Raw genomic sequence first — 21,416 nt, forward strand, 5'->3', positions numbered from 1 at the left:
CGCCGAAACACCCAACTACAGGCCGTAGTGGACGGAGTCGTACTATCGTGACCGTGCTGTATCGCGGCTATCTGAGCCTTGTCGACCGTCTGCCCCTGCCATCTCTTCGGACGCAGAAGATCATTGCGTTCCTGTCGATCGTGGTGCAGGGCGCCATCGCCGTCACCGGTTCGGTGGTACGCGTGACCGCCTCCGGGCTCGGGTGCCCCACGTGGCCGCAGTGCTTTCCCGGCTCGATGGTGCCGGTCGGCGTGTCGAGCAACGTGAACACGCTGCATCAGATCGTCGAGTTCGGCAACCGGTTACTCACGTTCGTCGTCGTCCTGGTCGCCGCCGCGATCGTCCTTGCGGTCACACGGGCGAGGAGGCGTCCCGAGGTGATCGCCTGGGCATGGGTGATGCCCGCGGGCACCGTGGTGCAGGCGATCATCGGCGGCATCACCGTGCTCGCAGGCCTGCTGTGGTGGACCGTCGCCATCCACCTCGTCGCCTCGATGCTCCTGGTGTGGCTCGCTGTGATCCTCTACACCAAGGTCGGGGAACCCGACGACGGCGTGGTGGTGCAGACACTCCCCCAGCCGCTCCGGTGGCTCACCGCACTCTGCGGCGTCGCACTCGCCGGCGTCCTGATCGCCGGAACGATGGTCACCGGCGCCGGCCCGCATGCCGGCGACAAGAGCATCGACCGGCCGGTGCCTCGCCTGGACCTCGATATCACCAACCTCGTGCACCTGCACGCGGAATTGCTCGTCGCGTACCTGGCTCTGCTGGTCGGCCTCACATTCGCGGTGTACGCGGTGCACACCACCGACGCCGTGAAGCTGCGTCTGAAGGTCGTGCTGGCACTCGTCGTCGCACAGTCCTCGATCGGCCTGATCCAGTTCTGGACGGACGTGCCGGCTGTGCTGGTGGTCATGCACGTCGCCGGCGCGGGACTGTGCACCGCCGCGACCGCCGCAGTCTGGGCTGCGGGCCGGGTTCGCACCGATTCACCGGACCGCGAGCCCGTCGCGGTCTGAGTTCCTCCACAGATACGACTTCGGCCGCCCGATGATCTCGGGCGGCCGACGCGTTCGTCGTGCGGGCACGGTCAGCGCTCGTTGCGCGCCTTCGGGAATCGGGTCTGCTTCGCGACCCAGCCGGCCATCTTCTTCCAGTGCCCCTGTGCCGGTGTGGCGATGCTGGCGACCTCACGCTCCCAACCGGAGACGGTGACGTTGGGCAGCGCCTCGACCACCGCGTACGCGGTCGGCAGGTCGGCGACCACACGATCGCCGAGCACACCGTCCTCGGCGACGACGGTGATCCGCACGCCGACGTATCCGACGGGCTGGATGACCGCCTTGGCGGTCTCGCCGTGCTCGGCGACGAAGCTGCGGAGGGACGAGACGATGTCGGCCGGTGCCGGCGCGGTCTGGGTTTCGACGCTCATGCCTGCAGAATACTGTGGCCGTATGCGCGCAATACAAGTGGCACAGCACGGCGGTCCGGAAGTCCTCGTCCCGACGGAACTCCCCGACCCTCGACCCGGCCCCGGCGACCTGCTCATCCGGACCGACGCGATCGGCGTCAACTTCATCGACACCTATTTCCGGACCGGGATGTACGGCTCGGATCTGCCCTATGTCCCGGGTTCGGAGGGCACCGGGACGGTGGTGGACGTCGGCTCCGATGTCGACGATTTCGCTGTCGGGCAGCGAGTGGCGTGGTGCGCCGCAGAGGGCTCCTACGCCGAACTGGTCCGCGTCCCGGCAGCCGTGGCAGTGCCCGTTCCGGACTCGATTCCCGCCGATCAGGCCGCGGCAGTGCTGCTGCAGGGAATGACCGCGCACTACCTGATCGAATCGACCTATCCGGCGCAACCGGGCGACACGGTGCTCGTACATGCGGGGGCGGGGGGCGTCGGGCTGCTCCTGACCCAGCTCGCCGTCGCCAAGGGCGTCCGCGTGATCACCACGGTCTCCACCGACGAGAAAGAGGCCCTGTCGCGGGAGGCGGGTGCGGCAGAGGTTCTGCGGTACGACGACGATCTCGGCGACCAGGTCCGGGCCCTCACCGGCGGTGACGGAGTGGCCGCCGTGTACGACGGGGTCGGTGCGGCGACTTTCGAGGCGTCGCTGGCGTCGCTGCGCATCCGCGGCACCCTCGCGCTGTTCGGGGCGGCGAGCGGCCCGGTGCCCCCGTTCGATCTGCAGCGCCTCAATCCGGCCGGGTCGTTGTTCGTCAGCCGCCCCACGCTGGCACACCACACCCTGACCCGCGAGGAACTGCTGTGGCGCTCCGGTGACGTGTTCGCGGCGATCGCAGCGGGAACGCTGAACATCCGCGTCGGCGCGACGTATCCACTCGCCGACGCGGACCGGGCACACACCGATCTCGAGTCGCGCCGCACCACCGGCTCGATCGTGCTGCTCCCGTGAAATAACTACCCGCGACGATATCTTGCTTCCCGCGTCGGTTACGGCCAGCGCGGGAAGCAAAAATCGTCGCGGGAAGGGTGTCAGAAGTACGACGCGATGGTCGGCAGGTCCAGCACAGAATCCACGGCCAGGCCGAGGCATACGACGGCGAGATAGTTGTTGGACTGCAGGAACAGCTTGAGGGGCTTGACGGAGGCGCCGCCGCGAACGCTGTTGTAGAGCTGGTGCGCGACGTACAGGAACCATGCCCCCGCCAACACTGTGACCACTGCGTAGACGAGACCGGCCGCGGGCGCGATGACCAGCGTCGCGAGGACCGTCGCCCACGTGTAGAACAGGATCTGCTTGGTGACGTGCTGTTCGGTGGCGATCACCGGAAGCATCGGCACCCCGGCCGCCTTGTAGTCCTCCTTGTAGCGCATCGCGAGCGCCCAGGTGTGCGGCGGAGTCCAGAAGAAGATCACCAGGAACAACACGATCGGTTCCCAGCTCAGCGACCCGGTGACCGCGGCCCAGCCGACCATGACCGGCATGCATCCTGCGGCACCGCCCCACACGACGTTCTGCCACGTGCGGCGCTTGAGCACCATCGTGTAGACGAGGACGTAGAACGCGATGGTCGCGACGACCAGCAGGCCGGCGAGAAGATTCGCACGCCACCACAACCACAGGAACGACCCGAGGCCCAGCACGACACCGAACACGAAGGCGTTGCGGGTCGGAACGGCCTGGCGCGCGAGGGGCCGCAGCGCCGTGCGTTTCATCACCTTGTCGATGTCGGCGTCGACGACGCAGTTGAGCGCGTTTGCGCTCGCAGCACCCATCCACCCGCCGAACAGGGTGCTCAGGATCAGGACGATGTCGACGCTGCCACGGTCGGCGAAGAGCATCGCGGGAATTGTCGCGACGAGCAGCAACTCGATCACGCGCGGTTTGGTCAACGCGATATATGCGAGCACCGTGCCGGAAAGACGACCCCATGCGGTGTCCGGTCGTGGCGTGGCGGGAACCTCCGGGGCGCCCAAGCCGTGACCTCCTGGTCGCCGCCCTGCTCGCACACTGTCTCCTTGCACCACGCGAATACGCACCTTCGCTCGCCCGCTCACGGTCGCCCGGTCGTTCGGACGCGCCACTACTACGGACGATGGTAGACCGCAGCCACCTGCGGACCGAATCGACCCGCTCACCACCGGGCATTACTCTGGAGGAGCGCGTGGGGCTTTGACACCCGCCGGCACCCCGTACACCCATGTCAGGAGACTTCTGCTCGTGTCGATCACAGACGAGATCCGCACCCTCACCCAGCCGGTCCACCCCGCCGACTGGACCGACCTGGATACCAAGGCCGTCGACACCGCGCGGATTCTCGCCGCCGACGCCGTCCAGAAGGTCGGAAACGGGCACCCGGGCACCGCAATGAGCCTGGCTCCACTGGCCTACACGCTCTACCAGCGAGTTCTGCGGCACGATCCGACCGACCCGAAGTGGGTCGGCCGCGATCGCTTCGTTCTCTCGTGCGGGCATTCCAGCCTGACGCTGTACGTGCAGCTGTACCTGTCCGGCTACGGCCTCGAACTCGCCGACCTCGAGTCGCTCCGCACCTGGGGTTCGCTCACGCCCGGACACCCCGAATACGGCCACACCGCGGGCGTCGAGATGACCACCGGCCCGCTGGGCCAGGGTCTCGCCTCCGCCGTGGGTATGGCGATGGCAGCCCGCCGTGAGCGTGGCCTGTTCGACCCCGAGGCCGCACCGGGCTCGAGCCCGTTCGACCACTACATCTACGTGGTGGCCTCCGACGGCGACATCGAGGAGGGCGTCACCTCAGAAGCGTCCTCGCTTGCCGGGGTACAGGAACTCGGCAATCTGATCGTCTTCTACGACGACAACAAGATCTCCATCGAGCACGACACTGCGATCGCCCTCGGTGAGGACGTCTCGAAGCGTTACGAGGCGTACGGGTGGCACGTACAGACCGTCGAGGGCGGCGAGAACGTCTCCGCGTTACTCGAGGCCATCGAGAACGCCAAGGCGGTCACCGACCGTCCGTCGTTCATCTCGGTGCGCACGATCATCGGTTACCCCGCCCCCACCAAGATGAACAGTGGCGACGCTCACGGTGCCGCGCTGGGCGCCGACGAGGTCGCCGCAGTCAAGACCGCCCTCGGGTTCGATCCCGAGAAGAACTTCGACGTCGCGGCCGAGGTGATCGAGCACACCCGCCGTGTCGTCGATCGTGGCACCAAGGCCCGCGAGGCCTGGCAGGCCGACTTCGACGCATGGGCCGAGCGCGAGCCGCAACGCAAGGAGCTGTTCGATCGTCTGCACGAGGGCAGCTTCCCCGCGGGCTGGGTCGACGCACTTCCGACGTACGAGCCCGTCGAGAAGGGACCGGCCACGCGTGCCGCGTCGGGTAAGGCACTCGCTGCCCTCGGCCCGATCCTGCCCGAACTGTGGGGCGGCTCCGCCGACCTCGCGGGCAGCAACAACACCACGATCTCCGGATCCGAGTCGTTCGGCCCGGCGTCCATCTCGACGAAGGACTGGACAGCTCAGCCCTACGGCCGGACCCTGCACTTCGGCATCCGCGAGCACGCTATGGGGTCGATCCTCAACGGCATCGCGCTGCACGGTCCCACCCGCCCGTACGGTGGCACGTTCCTCGTGTTCTCCGACTACATGCGTCCCGCGGTGCGTCTCGCTGCGCTGATGCAGACCCCGGCGATCTACGTGTGGACGCACGATTCGATCGGTCTCGGCGAGGACGGTCCGACACACCAGCCGATCGAACACCTCACCGCGCTGCGGGCCATCCCGAACCTCGCGGTGATCCGCCCCGCGGATGCCAACGAAACCTCGTTCGCATGGAAGTCTGCGCTCGAGAACCGCACCGGCCCCACCGCGCTCGCACTGACCCGTCAGAACGTGCCGGTACTCGAAGGCACCCGCGAGAAGGCCGAAGAGGGCGTCGCCCGCGGTGCCTACGTGCTCGCTGAGGCATCGAACGGCACACCCGAGGTCGTGCTGCTTGCCACGGGCTCCGAGGTCGAGCTCGCCGTCGCCGCCCGCGACACGCTCGAGGCCGACGGTGTCCCGACGCGGGTCGTGTCGGTCCCGGTCCTCGAGTGGTTCCTCGAGCAGGATCAGGCGTACCGCGACGAGGTGCTGCCGCCGTCGGTCAAGGCCCGTGTCTCGGTCGAAGCCGGCCTGGCAATGTCCTGGTACCGGCTGCTCGGCGACGCGGGTGAGGCCGTCTCGCTCGAGCACTACGGCGCCTCCGCCGACTACAAGACTCTGTACCGCGAGTTCGGCATCACCGCCGAGGCCGTCGTCGACGCTGCCCGCCGCTCGCTGACACGTGTGAAGGGATGACCCCGATGACCCAGCAGACTTCCACTCAGAACGAGACTCTGGCGCAACTGTCCGCCGAAGGAGTCTCGGTGTGGCTCGACGACCTGTCGCGTGAGCGGATCGAGTCCGGCAACCTCGCCGAACTCGTCGCGACCCGCAGCGTCGTCGGCGTGACGACGAACCCGTCGATTTTCCAGGCGGCTCTGTCGAAGGGGCACGCCTACGACACGCAGATCCGCGAGCTCGCCGCGTCTGGTGCCGACGTCGACGCCACGATCCTCGCTGCCACCACCGACGACGTGCGCGCAGCGTGCGATGTGCTCGCCCCGGTCTTCGACGCGTCCGGTGGTCTCGACGGTCGCGTATCCATCGAGGTCGATCCCCGGCTGGCGCACAAGACCGACGAGACGGTCGAGCAGGCGATCGAGCTGTGGAAGATCGTCGATCGCCCGAACCTGTTCATCAAGATTCCGGCGACGGTAGCCGGCCTGCCTGCGATCGCCCGCGTGATCGGTGAAGGCATCAGCGTGAACGTGACGCTGATCTTCTCGGTCGATCGCTACGAGCGGGTGATCGACGCATATCTCGACGGTCTCACCGCCGCCAAGGCGGCCGGTCACGACCTGTCCCAGATCCGGTCGGTGGCGTCGTTCTTCGTCTCGCGCGTCGACACCGAGATCGATCCGCGACTCGAGGAGATCGGTACCGACGCCGCACTCGCCCTGCGTGGCAAGGCCGGAGTCGCCAACGCTCGCCTCGCCTACGCGGCGTACCGCGCGGCGTTCGAAGGTGGCGCACGATTCCCGTCGCTCGAGGCCGCTGGTGCCCACCCTCAGCGGGCACTGTGGGCCTCGACGGGTGTGAAGAACCCCGCCTACTCCGACACCCTGTACGTCACGGAACTGGTGGCGCCGAACACGGTCAACACCATGCCGGAGAAGACCCTCGAGGCCGTCGCCGACCACGGCGAGGTCACCGGCGACACCGTCACCGGCAACATCACGGCTGCCCAGCAGGTCTTCGATGCACTCACCAAGATCGGAGTCGATCTGCCCGACGTCTTCCGCAAGCTCGAAGACGAAGGCGTCGAGAAGTTCGAAGTGTCCTGGAACGAGTTGCTGGCGGCCACCTCTGAGCAGTTGGCTGCACACGCTCCGGGCGCGGAGGGCTGAGCGTGCGCGAATCCGGCGCGGCGGCGTGGGTCAACCCGCTGCGGGATGGCCGAGACCGTCGTCTGCCCCGCATCGCGGGGCCATGCGCCCTGGTGATCTTCGGGGTCACCGGCGACCTGGCCCGACGGAAGCTGATGCCCGCGGTATACGACCTGGCCAATCGAGGTCTGCTGCCGCCCGGATTCGCGTTGGTCGGTTTCGCTCGTCGGGACTGGGCCGACGAGGACTTCGGTCAGATCGTGCACGACGCTGTGCGTGACCATTCGCGCACCCCGTTCCGCGAAGAGGTCTGGCAGCGGCTCTCTGAGGGAATCCGCTTCGTGCAGGGCTCCTTCGACGACGACGGCGCCTTCGAAGAACTGGCCACCACGCTCGAGAAGCTCGACCGTGAACGCGGTACCGGTGGGAACCACGCGTTCTATCTGTCGGTCCCGCCTGCCGCATTCCCTGTGGTGTGCGGGCAGCTGTCCCGATCCGGGCTCGCCGAACCGAACAACGGCGCGTGGAGCCGTGTGGTGATCGAGAAGCCGTTCGGGCACGATCAGGAAAGTGCGCGCGAGCTCAATTCCGTCGTCGGCGAGGTGTTCTCCCAGGATTCGGTCTTCCGCATCGACCACTATCTCGGTAAGGAAACGGTCCAGAACATCCTGGCGCTGCGTTTCGCGAACCAGCTGTTCGATCCGATCTGGAACGCTCATTACGTCGACCACGTGCAGATCACCATGGCCGAGGACATCGGCCTCGGCGGCCGCGCGGGGTACTACGACGGGATCGGCGCAGCCCGCGACGTCATCCAGAACCACCTGCTGCAGCTGCTCGCCTTCACCGCGATGGAGGAACCGGTCAGCTTCGCACCGTCCGAGCTGCGCGCCGAACGGATCAAGGTGCTCTCCGCGACCCGTCTCGCCGAGCCTCTCGACGAGACCACCGCCCGCGGCCAGTACACCGCGGGCTGGCAGGGGGGCGAACCCGTTGTGGGGTTGCTCGAGGAGAAGGGCTTCGCGTCCGATTCGACGACGGAGACCTACGCCGCGATCACCCTCGAGGTGGACACTCGCCGGTGGGCAGGTGTGCCGTTCTATCTCCGCACCGGCAAACGGCTCGGTCGTCGCGTGACCGAGATCGCGGTGGTATTCAAGCGTGCACCGCATCTGCCCTTCGACACCACGATGACCGAAGAACTCGGTCAGAATGCCCTCGTCATTCGTGTCCAGCCCGACGAAGGTGTCACCATGCGTTTCGGCTCGAAGGTGCCCGGATCCGAGATGGAGGTCCGTGACGTGAACATGGACTTCAGCTACGGCCAGGCCTTCACGGTGTCGTCACCCGAGGCGTACGAGCGGCTGTTGCTCGACGTCCTGCTCGGTGAGCCATCGCTGTTCCCGGTGGACGAGGAAGTCGAATTATCCTGGCGCATCCTCGATCCGGTGCTCGAGCATTGGGCGGCGTCAGGTCGCCCCGACGGATACGAGTCCGGCACCTGGGGTCCGACGACCGCCGACGAGATGCTGCGCCGCTCCGGCCGCGAATGGAGGCGACCGTGAGAGTTCAGTTACGCGACACCTCCGCCGTGGATGTCAGCAAGAAGATCGTGGAACTGCGACGCACGGGCGGCGTCGTCACCCAGGGGCGTGTGCTGACCTTGATCGTGTGTGCCGGCGACGCCCGACGCCTCGAAGCATCGATTTCGGCGGCGACCGACGCGTCCCGCGAACACCCGTGTCGCGTCATCGTGATCGGGCGGGGACGCGCCGACGGCCCACCCCGCCTCGATGCGGAGATCCGGGTCGCCGGAGAGGCCGGTGCCTCCGAGGTACTGATCCTCGCGTTGCACGGCGAACTCGGCGACCATCAGGAATCTGTCGTCGTCCCGTTCCTGCTTCCGGACACACCGGTGGTCGCGTGGTGGCCGAATCAGGCCCCAGCCGTGCCCGCCCAGGATCCGGTCGGGAAACTCGCGGTGCGACGCATCACCGATGCCACCAACGCGATCGATCCGCGAGCCGACATCGTGGGGCGGCTCACCGGGTACCGGCCCGGCGACACCGACCTCGCATGGGCCCGAATCACATACTGGCGTGCATTGCTCGTCTCCGCATTGGACCAGCCGCCCCACGAGAAGGTGCTCTCGGCGAGGGTCTCGGGTCTGCACGGAGAGGTCGCGATTGATCTGCTGGCCGGATGGCTCGCCAGCCGGCTCGACTGCCCGGTGCAGCGCGCAGTGGGTGAGTTGCGCGTCGAGTTGCACACCGAAACTCAGACGATCGTGCTCGATCGGCCGCAGGACGGTCGCGTGGCCACGCTGCAGCGCACCGACAAACCCGACGCCCTGGTCACCCTGGCTCGCCGCGACTCCGCCGAGTGTCTCGCAGAGGAGTTGCGACGCCTCGATCCCGACGAAATCTACGAGGCCGCGCTGGCCGAACTATCGAAGGTGGAATATGTCTGAGTTCGGACCCGTGGACGTGGCGAAGTTCGCCGATGCCGATGCAGTCGCGAAGGCTGCTGCGTCGGAATTCGTCGAAGCGATCGTCGCCGCACAACGCGAGCGTGTACAGGCATCGGTCGTACTGACCGGCGGGGGCACCGGCATCGCGGTGCTCGAGCATGTCGGCCGCGCTCAGGGCGGCATCGACTGGTCGGCAGTGAACGTGTTCTTCGGCGACGAGCGGTTCCTGCCACCCGGCCACCCCGACCGCAATGAGGTGCAGGCCCGCGCCGCGCTTCTCGATCTGGTTCCGATCGATGGGGCGCGTGTCCACACGATGCCGGCGCTCGGGGAGGACGGCTGCGCCACCCCGGAAGAGTCCGCTGCTCGCTACGCCGAGATACTCGCGCAGCACTCCCCCGACGGCACCGTCCCCGCCTTCGACGTGCACTTGCTCGGCATGGGTGGCGAGGGGCACATCAATTCGTTGTTCCCGCACACGGATGCGGTGCGTGAGGAGACCCGGTTCGTGGTCGGCCTCGACGATTCCCCGAAGCCTCCGCCCGCGCGGGTGACGCTGACGTTGCCCGCGATTCAGCGGGCGCGACAGGTGTGGCTGCTCGTCACCGGTGCAGCGAAAGCCGAAGCAGTCGCCGCGGCGGTCGGCGGCGCCGATCCGCACGAGATTCCCGCAGCGGGTGCGAGGGGCCGCGAGCGGACTGTGTGGTTCGTCGATCCTGCTGCGGCAGCGGATCTTCCGAAGTCCTGATCGTCCGACCGGTGCTACGCTCCGCGGAAGCTCATGCGGTAGTCGCGCGGATTGGTTCCCGCAACACGCCTGAAGTGGTATCGGAATGTTTCCGCGGCATCGAACCCGGTTGCGCGTCCGATCGCCTCGACCGGCCGGTCGGTGCGTTCCAGCAGCGACATCGCCGCTCGAATACGCTGGCGGACAAGCCAGTCCAGGGGCGAGAACCCCGTGTACGACCGGAATCTCCGGTGTAGTGTGCGCGGCGACACATTCGCTTCGTCCGCGAGGTCCTGAACTGTCCACGGGCGGCCGACGTCGTCGCCGACCGCGCCGAGCATGCGAGTGAAGGCGGGGTCGTCGCGCACCTGAATCCGGTCGACGTCGACGAATTGGGACTGGTCTGCGTGGCGATGCGGTGTCACCACCAGCCGCCTGGCGACGTCATTGGCCCGCTCGACCCCGTGGTCGTCGCGAATGAGGGCGATGCTGAGGTCGAGGCCCGCGGATGCTCCGGCGCTGGTGACGAAGTTGCCGTCGCGCACGACGATCGCCGCGATGTTCAGGTCGACAGCCGGAAATGCGGACCTCATGAGATGCTCGTGCCGCCAGTGGGTCGTGGCCCGGCGACCGTCGAGGAGTCCTGCCTCGGCGAAGGCGAACGCACCGGTGCAGACCGACACCATGCGGGCGCCGCGTGCCGCGGCCCTGCGGAGCAGATCTGCCCACTCGGGGCAACGATCGCGGTAGGCATCGCGGACGCCCGTCACGATGACCGTGTCTGCGTCGGCGATGGCCTCGATCGGGAACTCAGGGATGAGCGCAGCGCCGCTGAGCGTGTTCACGCCCGTCTCCGGCCCGCAGGTGCGCAGTTCGTAGTCGAGATCGGGTAGCTCGGACCATCGAAATCCCAGGGCTTCGACCACGGCACCGTATTCGAGGAAGGTCATGCCGTCGTACACCGGCAGCGCCACCACATGGGACATGACCAAATCTTACCGGTACCTGACGCCACTGCCACTGTTTTCGGCGAACCGGCAGTGGTGTGCTCAAAGTGCCAGAAGTAGCGACCACCAGGAGGTTTGTCCATGACTGCCCATTCGATGATCTCGAGCCTGCGTCACATCCTCGCGGGCCTGGACGCCGCGACCCGCATTCGTCACGGAGTCCCCATTCCGCCGACCCATCTCGCACGCGCGGCACAGGACACCTCGCCGCAGCTCACTCCTCCGATCCGTTCCGATCCGGGTCGTCCGGACCCGACTGCTGCTGCGGCATAGCCCCTCCCACGTGCACGCAACGTATGCGCGTCAGCGAGCGCGGACCGCTCACCGCGCGCAGGGCTCTCAGTGGTGACCTGGTCGGTATGCATCGCGCCGTGCGTGGATCCATGCGGCGGGCTCCTCACGTGGTTGCCGCGGCCTGTCGCCGCGTGATTTCCCTCTCGTCAAGTTCGACGCGGCGACGGCCCGAACGGTTCCCTCTCACATCGAATACGTCGCCGTGACCCCGGCGCACTGCGCGACAATGGGGAGAGCACGACGTACAGAACGTGGGAGAGGAGCGTCACGATGAGCACCCCGACGACCATCCCCGGGGAGGTCCGGCCCGAGCAGGATTGCCCGGACGGCTCGACCCTGGTCACGTTGCAGTACCAGCGGGTCGTCGTCTGCTCGCTCGGCGAGGTGTGGACCGCCCTGACCGACCCCGAATCACTCTCGCGCTGGTACGGCACCTACACCGGCGATCCCACGACGGGATGGATTCGACTGACGATGACCGACCAGCACGACACCAACACCACCGATGTGCGGGTGGTGAAATGCACTCCCCCGACGGGATTCGTCGTCGATATCGACGGATGGTTGCTCGAGGTGGCATTGCATTCGGTCGGCCAGGTCACCACCGTCGAGTTCTCCCATCGACACGTGCCACGGTCGCAGATCGGGGAGATCGGTCCGGGCTGGCAGTACTACCTGGACCGGTTCGAGGCCGCGTTGGCCGGCTCCCGGCTCCCCCGGTGGGACGAGTATCCGGATCTCGCCGACGAGTACCTCACTGCTGAGACATGACTGCTGGAGATCACTGCAGGTCGATCTCGCTGAGTTTCATCGCCAGGTACCGACGTTCGGGCGCGGTACCGGCGAGGTCCAGTGCGCGCCGGTACGATTCGGCGGCCTCGCCGTGTCGTCCGAGGCGGTGCAGCAGTTCGGCCCGGGCCGCAGCGTACGGGTGGTGCTCGCGCAGGCTCGGTTCCTCGGCCAGATCCTCGAGCTGGGCGAGTCCCGCAGCGGGGCCGTCGCGCATCGCGACGGCCACCGCGCGGTTCAACGTGACGATCGGCGACGGCGCCAGTGCGCCCAGCACGTCGTAGAGCGCCACAATCTGCGGCCAGTCGGTATCGTCGGCTCGCTCCGACTCGTCGTGTACCGCCGCGATCGCCGCCTGCACGGCGTAGGGACCGGGACGGCCGCCCGTCAACGCATCACCGACGAGGCCTCGACCTTCGTCGATCATCGGTCCGTCCCATCGGGCGCGGTCCTGGTCTGCGAGCAACACCAGCGCACCCGTCGGATCGGTGCGTGCCTCGCGACGGGCATGCACGAGCAGGATCAGCGCGAGAAGCCCGGTCACTTCGCGTTCCGACGGCATCAGCCGATGCAGGATCCGGGCCAGGCGGATCGCTTCCACCGCGAGGTCGAGGCGCAGCAGTGCGTCTCCGGAGCTGGCGGCGTATCCCTCGGTGAAGATCGAGTACACAGCGCTGAGTACCACCGGCAACCGCTCGGGCAGCTCGTCACGTCTCGGCACACGGAACGGGATGCGGGCACCGCGAATTTTGTTCTTGGCCCGCACGATCCGCTGGGCCATGGTCTTGTGCGGGACGAGGAAGGCACGCGCGACCTCGCCTGTACTCAGTCCGGCGAGACACCGCAGGATCAGCGCGATGCGGTCGTCCGGCGACAAGGCCGGATGCGCGCACGCGAAGAAGAGTTCGAGCCGGTCGTCGGGCAGGTCGTCGCCGACGGGCATCGGCCCGGGTTCGGATCTCTCGGCTTCCACCGCGAGAATCGCCAATCGATCGGCGTATGTGCGATCGCGGCGGAGGCGATCGAGAGCGCGCCTTCGCGCAGTGGTGAGCAACCACGCGCCGGGTCGGTCCGGGACTCCGTCCACCGGCCAGTGCCTCAATGCCGCTTCGACGGCCTCGGAAGCTACTTCCTCCGCGAGGTCGAGATCGCCGAACCTGTGGACGAGTGCCGCGAGCAGCCGACCGTGTTCCTCCCGGAACACCGCCCCGACCCGTAGCGCGGTGTCGGCAGTGGTGTCCGGGTCGGCCACGGTTCTACGCCCCGAACTCCGCGATCGGTCGCACCACGACCCGGCCGCCGTCGCGCGAACCCGGGCAGCGCGCCGCCCAGTCGAGTGCGACGTCGAGGTTCGGGACGTCGATGACGTCGTATCCTCCGAGTACCTCGCGGCTCTCCGCGAACGGTCCATCGGTGACGCTGCGGCGGCCGTCGGCGTCCACCTGAACGGAAGTGGCGGTGACGAGGTCTTCGAGGGCATGTCCGGAGACGAGGACTCCTGCCTCCTTCAGCTCCTTGTCGTATTGCTGCCAGTCCTCGAAGTCGCAGGTGGGCTCGACGTCGGAGCCGGTGTCTGCGTAGATCATCAACATGTATTTCACGGCGGTTCTCCTGCGTGGGAATGTACGGCCGGGTTGCCGTACATGATGACGACGATCGGACTCGCTTCGAATCGACACACCACCAGATAATTCTTTGTGCGGGAATCTCAGCCGCTGTTGCGCAGCGCGGTGGCCAGTCCGTTCATGGTGAGTTGGATGCCGCGCCTGACCTCATCGGTGTCCTCACCGCCACGATATCGCCGCAACAGTTCGACCTGCAGATGGTTGAGCGGTTCGAGATACGGAAACCGGTTGTGCAGCGACCGTTCCAACGCGGGATTGTCGGCGACCAGCGAGTCGTATCCGGTGATCTCCAGGTACACCCGCACGGTGCGTTCGTGTTCGGTGACGATCCGGCCGAACACCCGCTCGCGTAGCGCTTCGTCCTCCACGAGTTCCGAATAGCGGGCAGCCAACCCCAGATCTGATTTGGCCATGACCTGCGCCATGTTCGACAGCACGGACCGGAAGAACGGCCACCGACGGTAGAGGTCCTGCAGCGTCGACAGCCGGTCGGGGTCGCCGCCGATCCATTCCGTGACGGCACTTCCCGTGCCGTACCAACCGGGCAGCATGACGCGGGATTGGGTCCAGGCGAGCACCCACGGGATGGCGCGCAGGTCGGCGATCGCTTTCGTCGGTTTTCGGGATGCCGGACGGCTCCCGATGTTCAGATCACCGATCTCCGCGACGGGGGTCGAGGTGGTGAAGTACTCGACGAACCCTGGGGTGTCATGCACCAGATCCCGGTAGGCGCGGTGTGCGAGGTCGGCCAACTCGTCGAAGACCCGGTACGCCGCGGGTGCGTCGGGGCCGAGACCTTCGACGTCGAGGAGCGTGGATTCGAGCGTGGCCGCGACAAGCGCCTCGAGGTTACGGCGGGCCAAAACGGGATCGCGGTACTTCGCGGAGATCACCTCGCCCTGTTCGGTCAGGCGCAGCGCGCCGTTCACCGCACCCGGTGGTTGCGCGAGGATCGCGTCGTAGCTCGGCCCGCCCCCGCGGCCGACAGTGCCGCCCCGGCCGTGGAACAGGCGCAGCCGGATACCCGTGGCGCGTGCCGCATCCACAAGGTCGAGTTCGGCCCGGTACAGCGCCCAGTTCGCCGCGAGATATCCACCGTCCTTGTTCGAGTCCGAATAGCCGAGCATCACTTCCTGCACGCCGTCGTGGGCGTCGACGAGGCTGCGGAACTCCGGGACAGCGAGCGCCGCGGTCAGGGTCGCGGCTCCCCCGCGTAAATCCTCGATGGTCTCGAACAGAGGGATGACCTGCACCGTGCAGCGCGGATAGCCGGCGTCGAGGTCGAGCAGCCCGACCTCCTTGAGCAGCACCTCCACTTCGAGCAGGTCCGAGACGGAGGTGCACATGCTGATGATGTAATGCTCGATCGCCGCGGGACCGATGCGACGCACTGCGGCCGCAGCGGCCCGGAGGATCGCGAGTTCCTTCGCGGTCTCCTCGGTCAAGAGTGCCTCTGGAGTGGTCAGTGGTCGACGGATGCGCAATTCCGCGGAAAGCAACGCGATACGCGCGTCCTCGTCGAGGTCCGCGTAGCCGTCGGTCACACCCGCCCATGCGAACAGTTCCGCCACGACACGTTCGTGGACCTCCGAGTTCTGGCGCAGGTCCAGCGCGGCGAGGTGGAATCCGTATACCTCGACAGCGCCGCGGAGCCGAGCCAGGCGGTCGTCGGCGATCACGGCACTGCCTGCGCCGCGCAGTGATGCGTCGAGGACTCCGAGGTCGGCGAGCAGCTGAGCCGGTGTCTCGTAGCCCGCGCGCCCGTCATCGACGGTGTCCTCCAGTTCGATTCCAGGGTGTAGGCGCGCCGCGGTCGCGGAGAGGCGGCCGCGGATCCCGTGGATCGCGCGTCGGTACGGTTCGTCTCGGTGAGCGGGGTCGTTGTCGCCGGAGCCGTCCGCGAGCGCGCTCAGTCGTTCGGTGACCGGAGTGATCCGGCCGGACATCGACAGTTCGCGTTCGAGCGCGGCGAGTTCGCCTAGTTGGTGGCGCAGGGCCGTGGCGCTCGCCCGGTCACAGGCAGTCGCCACGACATCGGCGTCGACGTTGGGGTTACCGTCGCGGTCGCCGCCGATCCACGATCCGGGCCGCACGAGTGGCTGGGTGAGGATCGCCGCGCCGGGCCAACGACGTCGCAGTTCGTGGCGGACCTCGGTGTTGAGTTCCGGGACGACGTCGAACAGCGCAAGCTCGTAGTACCGCAGACCGTTTTCGATCTCGTCGCTGATCCGTAGCCGGGACAAGCGGATCAACGCCGTCTGCCACAACGTCAGGATCTGGCGGTGCAGGTCCTGCTCGAGCGCCTCACGAGCCCGCGGGTCGACGGTGTACTCCCGGCGACGCATGAGATCGGCGACGGCGGTCTGCACGTCGAAGACCGTGCGGCGGCGGGTTTCGGTCGGGTGCGCGGTGACGACGGGAGCGACGAGCGCGGCGGCGAGTGCATCGGCGACGGTCTCGGAATCGAGATGCGCTGCGTCGAGCCGGGTGTAGGTCGCGGCGAGGGAACTGTCCGGAGCAGGGTCGCCGGCGCGCACGTGGACGGCGCGACGGCGTTCGCGGTGGAGGTCTTCAGCGAGGTTCGCCAGCAACGCGAAATGACTGAACGCGCGCACCACCGGTATGGCATCGGCGGTGGGGACCGCGGCAAGGCGCGCGGCCAGTTCGGGACGTTCCAGCTCGGAACGCCGGATCTGGAAGCTGGCGACACGCGCAGCTTCGACGAGATCGAAGATCTCGTCGCCCGCGTGTTCTCGGACGACGGTGCCGAGCATGCCGCCGAGAAGTCGGATGTCGTCGCGGAGCGGTTCGGTGGCCGAAGCCGGAGCGGTGTCGGTCATGCAGCCCAGTATCCGGGGCCGGTTGCCGCACCGCGACCGCTACAGCGTCAGCTGAACTTGATCTGCAGCCCGATGCCGAGAATCGAGATGACCCAGATGATGCCGACGAACAGGGTCACCCGGTCGAGGTTCTTCTCTGCGACGGTCGAACCGGACAGGCTCGACTGGACTCCGCCACCGAACAGGCTCGACAGGCCGCCGCCCTTGGCGCGGTGCAGCAGCACCAGCAGGATCAGCAGGAGGCTGGTGGCGATCAGCAGGATGTCCAGGAACAGTGCCATGTCGGTGTGCGGTGCCCTTCGGCTGGTGGGTGACGTCGGGGGTCAGCTTACCCGGTGGTCGGATGCGTGCGGATTCCTGGCCCCGCCGCCGTTCGAGTTGATCATCCGTGGCCGCCCACCCTACAAGAATTCTCTTCTCGATTCGAGAGTACACATTCTCGAAATTTAGAATTATGTTCGCACAGAACCGATCACCGAGCGGAAGGACCCCGCGTGTCCGATTCTCAGAGCACCACCCCGAGCCGCCGCGCCACACGTGCCACTGCCGCGTTCGCGCTGTCCTGTGCCCTCGCGTGTCCCGGCGCCGTCGCCGTCGCGGCGCCGCTCGACGTGCCCGGTGGAGCGACCGGATACAGCGTGCCCGGTGTATCCGCGTCCACCCCAGCGCCCCGCCTCACGTCCGTGGACAACTTCCGGGATGTGGCCGGCCCCGACGGCGGCTACCCGGCCGCATTCGGGCTCCACGTGCAACCGGGTGTGTTCTATCGGTCGAATGCACTGGCCACCAGTGATGCAGATGCCGAGATCCTCGACACCCTGGGACTCTCCGCCGTATATGACCTGCGCACCGATTCCGAGGTCGCAGACAAGCCCGACAGAGTCCCCACCGGTGCCGCATATGTGCGCCACCCCTTGTTGTCCGGAAATCTGAGTGCGGCCTCCGACCTGCAGACACCCGACGATGCGCGCGAGTTCATGAGAGGAATCAACCGCTCCTTCGTCACAGACCCCGTGGTGCGCGCTGAACTCGGCGCGATGCTCAACGAGTTCGCCTCCACCGACGGCCCTCAACTCTTCCATTGCACGGAAGGAAAGGATCGGGCGGGTTGGACTGCTGCGATGCTCCTGTCCCTGGTCGGAGTCGACCGTGAAACGGTGTACGCCGACTACCTGCTCACCAACGAGTACTCGGCCGAACGTGTCGCCGCAACGCTCGCCGCAGCCGCGGAGGCCCGCGGACCCGAGAAAGCCGCCGTGTACGCCCCGATGCTGGGAGTGGAGCGCGAATTCCTCGAAGCCGGATTCGATCAGCTCGAGGTGGATTACGGTACCGTGCACAACTACCTGCTCACCGGCCTGGGTCTGAGTCCCCAGGCGATCGCCGCCCTGTCCGCAAAGCTCGTCGCCTGATCCGATCAGGGATACGAATGCGAGCGAGGTTCGTGCTCGACGGCGCCCGCGGTGATTCCCGAAACCCACAAGCGTGATCTTGCCGTGCTGTGAACGAGTGCAACCTCGACAATGCCTGTGGGGGCGCAGGATCCGGCCCGGATCCTGCGCCCCCACAGTGGTGAAAGCGGAATTTCGGCTGCCTACAGCAGCGGGCCTCCGGCAGCGATCGCCGACAGCTGCGCGAACTCGTCGGCCTTGAGCGACGCACCGCCGACGAGACCACCGTCGACGTCGGGCTGAGCGATGAGCTCACCGACGTTCTTGGCGTTGACGGAACCGCCGTAGAGGACGCGGACGGATGCCGCGACCTCAGGCGAGGCGAGCTCGGCGAGGGTGGCACGCACCGCAGCACACACTTCCTGAGCGTCGGCGGCCGAGGCCACCTTACCCGTGCCGATAGCCCAGACGGGCTCGTACGCGACGACGATCTTCGCGATGTCGTCGGCGGACAGGCCGGCGAGCGAACCCTTCAGCTGCTCGACGTTGTACGCGACATGGTTGCCCGCCTCGCGGATGTCGAGACCTTCACCGATGCACACGATCGGAGTCAAGCCGTACTCGAGCGCAGCCTTCGCCTTGTCGCGGACGATCTCGTCGGTTTCACCGTGCAGCGTGCGCCGCTCGGAATGCCCGACAACCGCGTAGGTGCAACCCAGCTTGGCGAGCATCGCACCGGAGATCTCGCCGGTGTAGGCACCGGAAGCGTGGGCCGAGACGTCCTGTGCACCGTAGGTGAGCCCGATCTTGTCGCCCTCGATCAGGGTCTGCACCGAGCGGATGTCGGTGAACGGCGGGATGACCGTCACGTCGACCTTGTCGAGGTACTTGTCGGGAAGGGTGAACGCGATCTTCTGCACCAGAGCGATGGCCTCGAGGTGATTGAGGTTCATCTTCCAGTTGCCCGCGATGAGCGGCTTACGTGCCATCCCTCAACCTTCCAGAACCGAAATGCCGGGCAGTTCCTTGCCCTCGAGGTATTCGAGGGACGCTCCACCACCGGTGGAGATGTGCGAGAACCCGTCGTCCGGCAGACCGAGCTGACGCACTGCCGCGGCGGAGTCGCCGCCCCCGACGACGCTGAACGCACCCTTGCCGGTGGCCGCGACGATGGCCTCGGCGACACCCTTGGTGCCCGCAGCGAACTTCTCGAACTCGAACACGCCCATCGGGCCGTTCCAGAACACCGTCCGTGCCGAGGTGAGCAGCGACGCGAACCGCTGCACCGACTCCGGTCCGATGTCCAGACCCATCCAACCGTCGGGAATCTCCGAGACCGGGACCGTCTTCGCTTCGGCGTCGGAAGAGAAGCTGTCGGCCACGACTACGTCCTGCGGGATGTGCAGAACGTCCGCGTAGCGGTCGAGCAAGCCCTTGCAGGTGTCGATCATCGATTCCTCGAGCAACGAATTTCCCACCGAAATACCCTGCGCAGCAAGGAAGGTGAAGCACATTCCGCCGCCGATGACGAGAGTGTCGACCTTCGGTGCGAGCGCTTCGATCACGGCGAGCTTGTCGGAGACCTTCGACCCGCCGAGCACCACCGCGTACGGACGTTCGGTGTCGGTGGTGAGCTTGGCCAGCACCTCCACCTCCGCGGCGACGAGAGCGCCTGCATAGTGCGGGAGCAGCTTCGCCACGTCGTACACCGATGCCTGCGCACGATGCACCACGCCGAAACCGTCGGAGACGAACGCGCCGTCGTCGCCGACGAGCTCGACGAGCTCACGGGCGAGCGCCTGACGCTCCGCCTCGTCCTTGCTGGTCTCGCGCGGATCGAAACGGATATTCTCGAGCAGGAGGATGTCGCCGTCGGTCAGGCCCTCCGAGCGTGCCAGGGCGTCCTGCCCGACGACATCGCCCGCGAGCTGGACGTTGCGACCGAGCACCTCACCGAGCGTCGCGGCGACGGGCGCCAACGAGAACTTAGGGTCGGGCGCTCCCTTGGGGCGGCCCAGGTGCGCGGTCACGACAACCTTGGCCCCTGCCTCGGCGAGGGCCTTGATCGTGGGCGCGGACGCGAGGATGCGGCCGGGATCGGTGATCGTCTCGCCGTCGAGGGGGACATTGAGGTCGGAGCGCACCAGCACGCCTCGACCCTCCACCCCGGCGTCGAGCAGATCCTTCAGCGTCTGAACTGCCACTGTTCGGATGTCCTGTTCGATGTGAGGTGTCAGAGGGACTTGGCGACGAGACCGATGAGATCGGCCAGGCGGTTGGAGTAGCCCCACTCGTTGTCGTACCACGACACGATCTTGACCTGATCGTCGATGACCTTGGTCAGCGGCGCGTCGAAGATCGACGAGTGCGGGTCGGTGACGATGTCCGAGGACACGATCGGGTCGGTGTTGTACTTGAGGATGCCCTCGAGGGGGCCTTCCGCGGCAGCCTTCATCGCCGCGTTGATCTCCTCGACCGTCGCCTTGGTGCGCAGCTGAGCGGTGAGGTCGGTGACCGAGCCCGTCGGGATCGGCACGCGCAGCGCGTAACCGTCGAGCTTGCCGAGCAGCTGCGGGAGGACCAGGCCGATGGCCTTGGCGGCACCCGTGCCGGTCGGGACCACGTTCAGAGCGGCGGCGCGGGCGCGACGCAGATCCGAGTGCGGGGCGTCCTGCAGGTTCTGGTCCTGCGTGTACGCGTGCACCGTCGTCATGAGGCCCTTCTCGATGCCGAAGCTGTCATCGAGGACCTTGGCGATCGGGCCGAGGCAGTTGGTGGTGCACGAGGCGTTCGAGATGATGTTCTGGCTGCCGTCGTACTTGTCGTCATTGACGCCCATCACGACGGTGAGGTCCTCGCCCTTGGCGGGCGCGGAGATGATGACCTTCTTGGCGCCGGCGTCGAGATGGCCCTTGGCCTTGGCCGCGTCGGTGAAGATACCGGTGGACTCGACGACGACGTCGACACCGAGATCGCCCCACGGAAGCGCGGCGGGACCTTCCTTGATGGACAGTGCCTTGATCTTCTGGTCGCCGACGACGATGAAGTCGTCCTCGACACGGACATCCTTGTCGAGGCGACCCAGGATCGAGTCGTACTTCAGGAGCGTCGCCAGAGTGTCGTTGTCGGTGAGGTCGTTGACCGCGACGATCTCGATATCCGTGGTACCGAGCGCCTTCTGCGCCTCCACCGCACGGAAGAAGTTACGTCCGATACGACCGAAGCCGTTCACGCCTACGCGGACAGTCACAGTGAAGCTCCTTTGCCCAGAATTTAAGATGATTGTGCTGGTGTAACCACTACCCTAATGTGCGTGGTTCACCGCATGGGATCCGCCCTTGCGTGGCACGG

20 protein-coding genes are annotated in these 21,416 nt (G+C 66.9%); 10 read left to right on the forward strand and 10 right to left on the reverse strand.

Annotation, left to right across the window (positions count from 1 at the left end; all coding sequences use genetic code 11):
- The first annotated feature begins 53 nt into the window (after positions 1–53).
- A complete protein-coding gene (locus tag EV641_RS00345) occupies positions 54–1,019 on the forward strand; it encodes a COX15/CtaA family protein (RefSeq protein WP_132470747.1) in 966 nt (321 codons plus the stop codon).
- 71 nt (positions 1,020–1,090) lie between these two features.
- On the opposite strand, the gene EV641_RS00350 is transcribed toward EV641_RS00345, so the two are convergent.
- Positions 1,091–1,432: a hypothetical protein gene (locus EV641_RS00350; RefSeq protein WP_132470019.1), complete on the reverse strand. Its 342-nt coding sequence runs from the start codon at positions 1,430–1,432 to the stop codon at positions 1,091–1,093.
- 22 nt (positions 1,433–1,454) lie between these two features.
- On the opposite strand from EV641_RS00350, the gene EV641_RS00355 reads away from it, so the two are divergent.
- Positions 1,455–2,420, forward strand: coding sequence for a quinone oxidoreductase (locus EV641_RS00355; protein ID WP_132470021.1), 966 nt, complete (start codon positions 1,455–1,457; stop codon positions 2,418–2,420).
- Positions 2,421–2,500: 80 nt separating this feature from the next.
- Here EV641_RS00355 and EV641_RS00360 read toward each other — a convergent pair whose 3' ends face one another.
- On the reverse strand, positions 2,501–3,478 hold the full coding sequence (locus EV641_RS00360) for a heme o synthase (protein ID WP_132470023.1): 978 nt from the start codon (positions 3,476–3,478) through the stop codon (positions 2,501–2,503).
- Positions 3,479–3,689: 211 nt separating this feature from the next.
- Here EV641_RS00360 and tkt point away from each other — a divergent pair, with 211 nt between their 5' ends.
- From tkt to pgl, 5 genes are read left to right on the forward strand one after another with little or no spacing between them, the layout of a single operon-like run.
- Complete coding sequence (tkt, locus tag EV641_RS00365) at positions 3,690–5,792, forward strand: transketolase (RefSeq protein WP_132470025.1); 2,103 nt, start codon at positions 3,690–3,692, stop codon at positions 5,790–5,792.
- Positions 5,793–5,797: 5 nt separating this feature from the next.
- A complete protein-coding gene (tal, locus tag EV641_RS00370) occupies positions 5,798–6,943 on the forward strand; it encodes a transaldolase (RefSeq protein WP_132470027.1) in 1,146 nt (381 codons plus the stop codon).
- Between the two features lie 2 nt (positions 6,944–6,945).
- Positions 6,946–8,487 carry a glucose-6-phosphate dehydrogenase gene (zwf, locus tag EV641_RS00375; protein ID WP_132470029.1) on the forward strand — a complete coding sequence of 514 codons (1,542 nt, stop codon included), beginning with the start codon at positions 6,946–6,948 and terminating at the stop codon, positions 8,485–8,487.
- Entirely contained in the window at positions 8,484–9,392 is a 909-nt protein-coding gene (gene opcA, locus EV641_RS00380) for a glucose-6-phosphate dehydrogenase assembly protein OpcA (protein ID WP_347238204.1), read from the forward strand. Before zwf ends, opcA begins: the two co-directional genes overlap by 4 nt.
- The gene (gene pgl, locus EV641_RS00385) at positions 9,385–10,140 is read left to right on the forward strand and encodes a 6-phosphogluconolactonase (RefSeq protein WP_132470033.1); all 756 of its coding nucleotides are present in this window, start codon (positions 9,385–9,387) and stop codon (positions 10,138–10,140) included. Before opcA ends, pgl begins: the two co-directional genes overlap by 8 nt.
- Before the next feature lie 14 nt (positions 10,141–10,154).
- Here the strand turns inward: pgl and EV641_RS00390 are convergent, their stop codons facing one another.
- Positions 10,155–11,105, reverse strand: coding sequence for a helix-turn-helix domain-containing protein (locus EV641_RS00390; RefSeq protein WP_132470035.1), 951 nt, complete (start codon positions 11,103–11,105; stop codon positions 10,155–10,157).
- 102 nt (positions 11,106–11,207) lie between these two features.
- On the opposite strand from EV641_RS00390, the gene EV641_RS00395 reads away from it, so the two are divergent.
- Together EV641_RS00395 and EV641_RS00400 are read left to right on the forward strand one after the other, a co-directional pair.
- A complete protein-coding gene (locus EV641_RS00395; RefSeq protein ID WP_054720354.1) occupies positions 11,208–11,399 on the forward strand; it encodes a hypothetical protein in 192 nt (63 codons plus the stop codon).
- Positions 11,400–11,690: 291 nt separating this feature from the next.
- The gene (locus EV641_RS00400) at positions 11,691–12,191 is read left to right on the forward strand and encodes an SRPBCC domain-containing protein (protein ID WP_054720356.1); all 501 of its coding nucleotides are present in this window, start codon (positions 11,691–11,693) and stop codon (positions 12,189–12,191) included.
- A gap of 10 nt (positions 12,192–12,201) precedes the next feature.
- On the opposite strand, the gene EV641_RS00405 is transcribed toward EV641_RS00400, so the two are convergent.
- The 4 genes from EV641_RS00405 to secG all read right to left on the reverse strand — a co-directional run bounded on the left by EV641_RS00405 (position 12,202) and on the right by secG (position 16,955).
- On the reverse strand, positions 12,202–13,461 hold the full coding sequence (locus EV641_RS00405) for an RNA polymerase sigma factor (protein ID WP_132470037.1): 1,260 nt from the start codon (positions 13,459–13,461) through the stop codon (positions 12,202–12,204).
- Positions 13,462–13,465: 4 nt separating this feature from the next.
- Entirely contained in the window at positions 13,466–13,810 is a 345-nt protein-coding gene (locus tag EV641_RS00410) for a YciI family protein (protein WP_132470039.1), read from the reverse strand.
- A 107-nt stretch (positions 13,811–13,917) separates the two neighbouring features.
- Positions 13,918–16,674 carry a phosphoenolpyruvate carboxylase gene (ppc, locus tag EV641_RS00415; protein WP_132470041.1) on the reverse strand — a complete coding sequence of 919 codons (2,757 nt, stop codon included), beginning with the start codon at positions 16,672–16,674 and terminating at the stop codon, positions 13,918–13,920.
- Positions 16,675–16,721: 47 nt separating this feature from the next.
- Entirely contained in the window at positions 16,722–16,955 is a 234-nt protein-coding gene (gene secG / locus EV641_RS00420) for a preprotein translocase subunit SecG (protein WP_054720914.1), read from the reverse strand.
- 213 nt (positions 16,956–17,168) lie between these two features.
- Here secG and EV641_RS00425 point away from each other — a divergent pair, with 213 nt between their 5' ends.
- Positions 17,169–18,086 carry a tyrosine-protein phosphatase gene (locus EV641_RS00425; protein WP_241996705.1) on the forward strand — a complete coding sequence of 306 codons (918 nt, stop codon included), beginning with the start codon at positions 17,169–17,171 and terminating at the stop codon, positions 18,084–18,086.
- Between the two features lie 182 nt (positions 18,087–18,268).
- Here the strand turns inward: EV641_RS00425 and tpiA are convergent, their stop codons facing one another.
- The 3 genes from tpiA to gap are packed head-to-tail and all read right to left on the reverse strand — an operon-like array spanning position 18,269 to position 21,315.
- On the reverse strand, positions 18,269–19,054 hold the full coding sequence (gene tpiA, locus EV641_RS00430) for a triose-phosphate isomerase (protein WP_054720113.1): 786 nt from the start codon (positions 19,052–19,054) through the stop codon (positions 18,269–18,271).
- A gap of 3 nt (positions 19,055–19,057) precedes the next feature.
- Entirely contained in the window at positions 19,058–20,269 is a 1,212-nt protein-coding gene (locus EV641_RS00435) for a phosphoglycerate kinase (protein ID WP_132470043.1), read from the reverse strand.
- A gap of 29 nt (positions 20,270–20,298) precedes the next feature.
- Entirely contained in the window at positions 20,299–21,315 is a 1,017-nt protein-coding gene (gap, locus tag EV641_RS00440) for a type I glyceraldehyde-3-phosphate dehydrogenase (RefSeq protein WP_132470045.1), read from the reverse strand.
- Between the last annotated feature and the right edge of the window lie 101 nt (positions 21,316–21,416).

The organism is Rhodococcus sp. SMB37 (assembly GCF_004345605.1).
Classification (GTDB): Bacteria; Actinomycetota; Actinomycetes; order Mycobacteriales; family Mycobacteriaceae; genus Rhodococcus.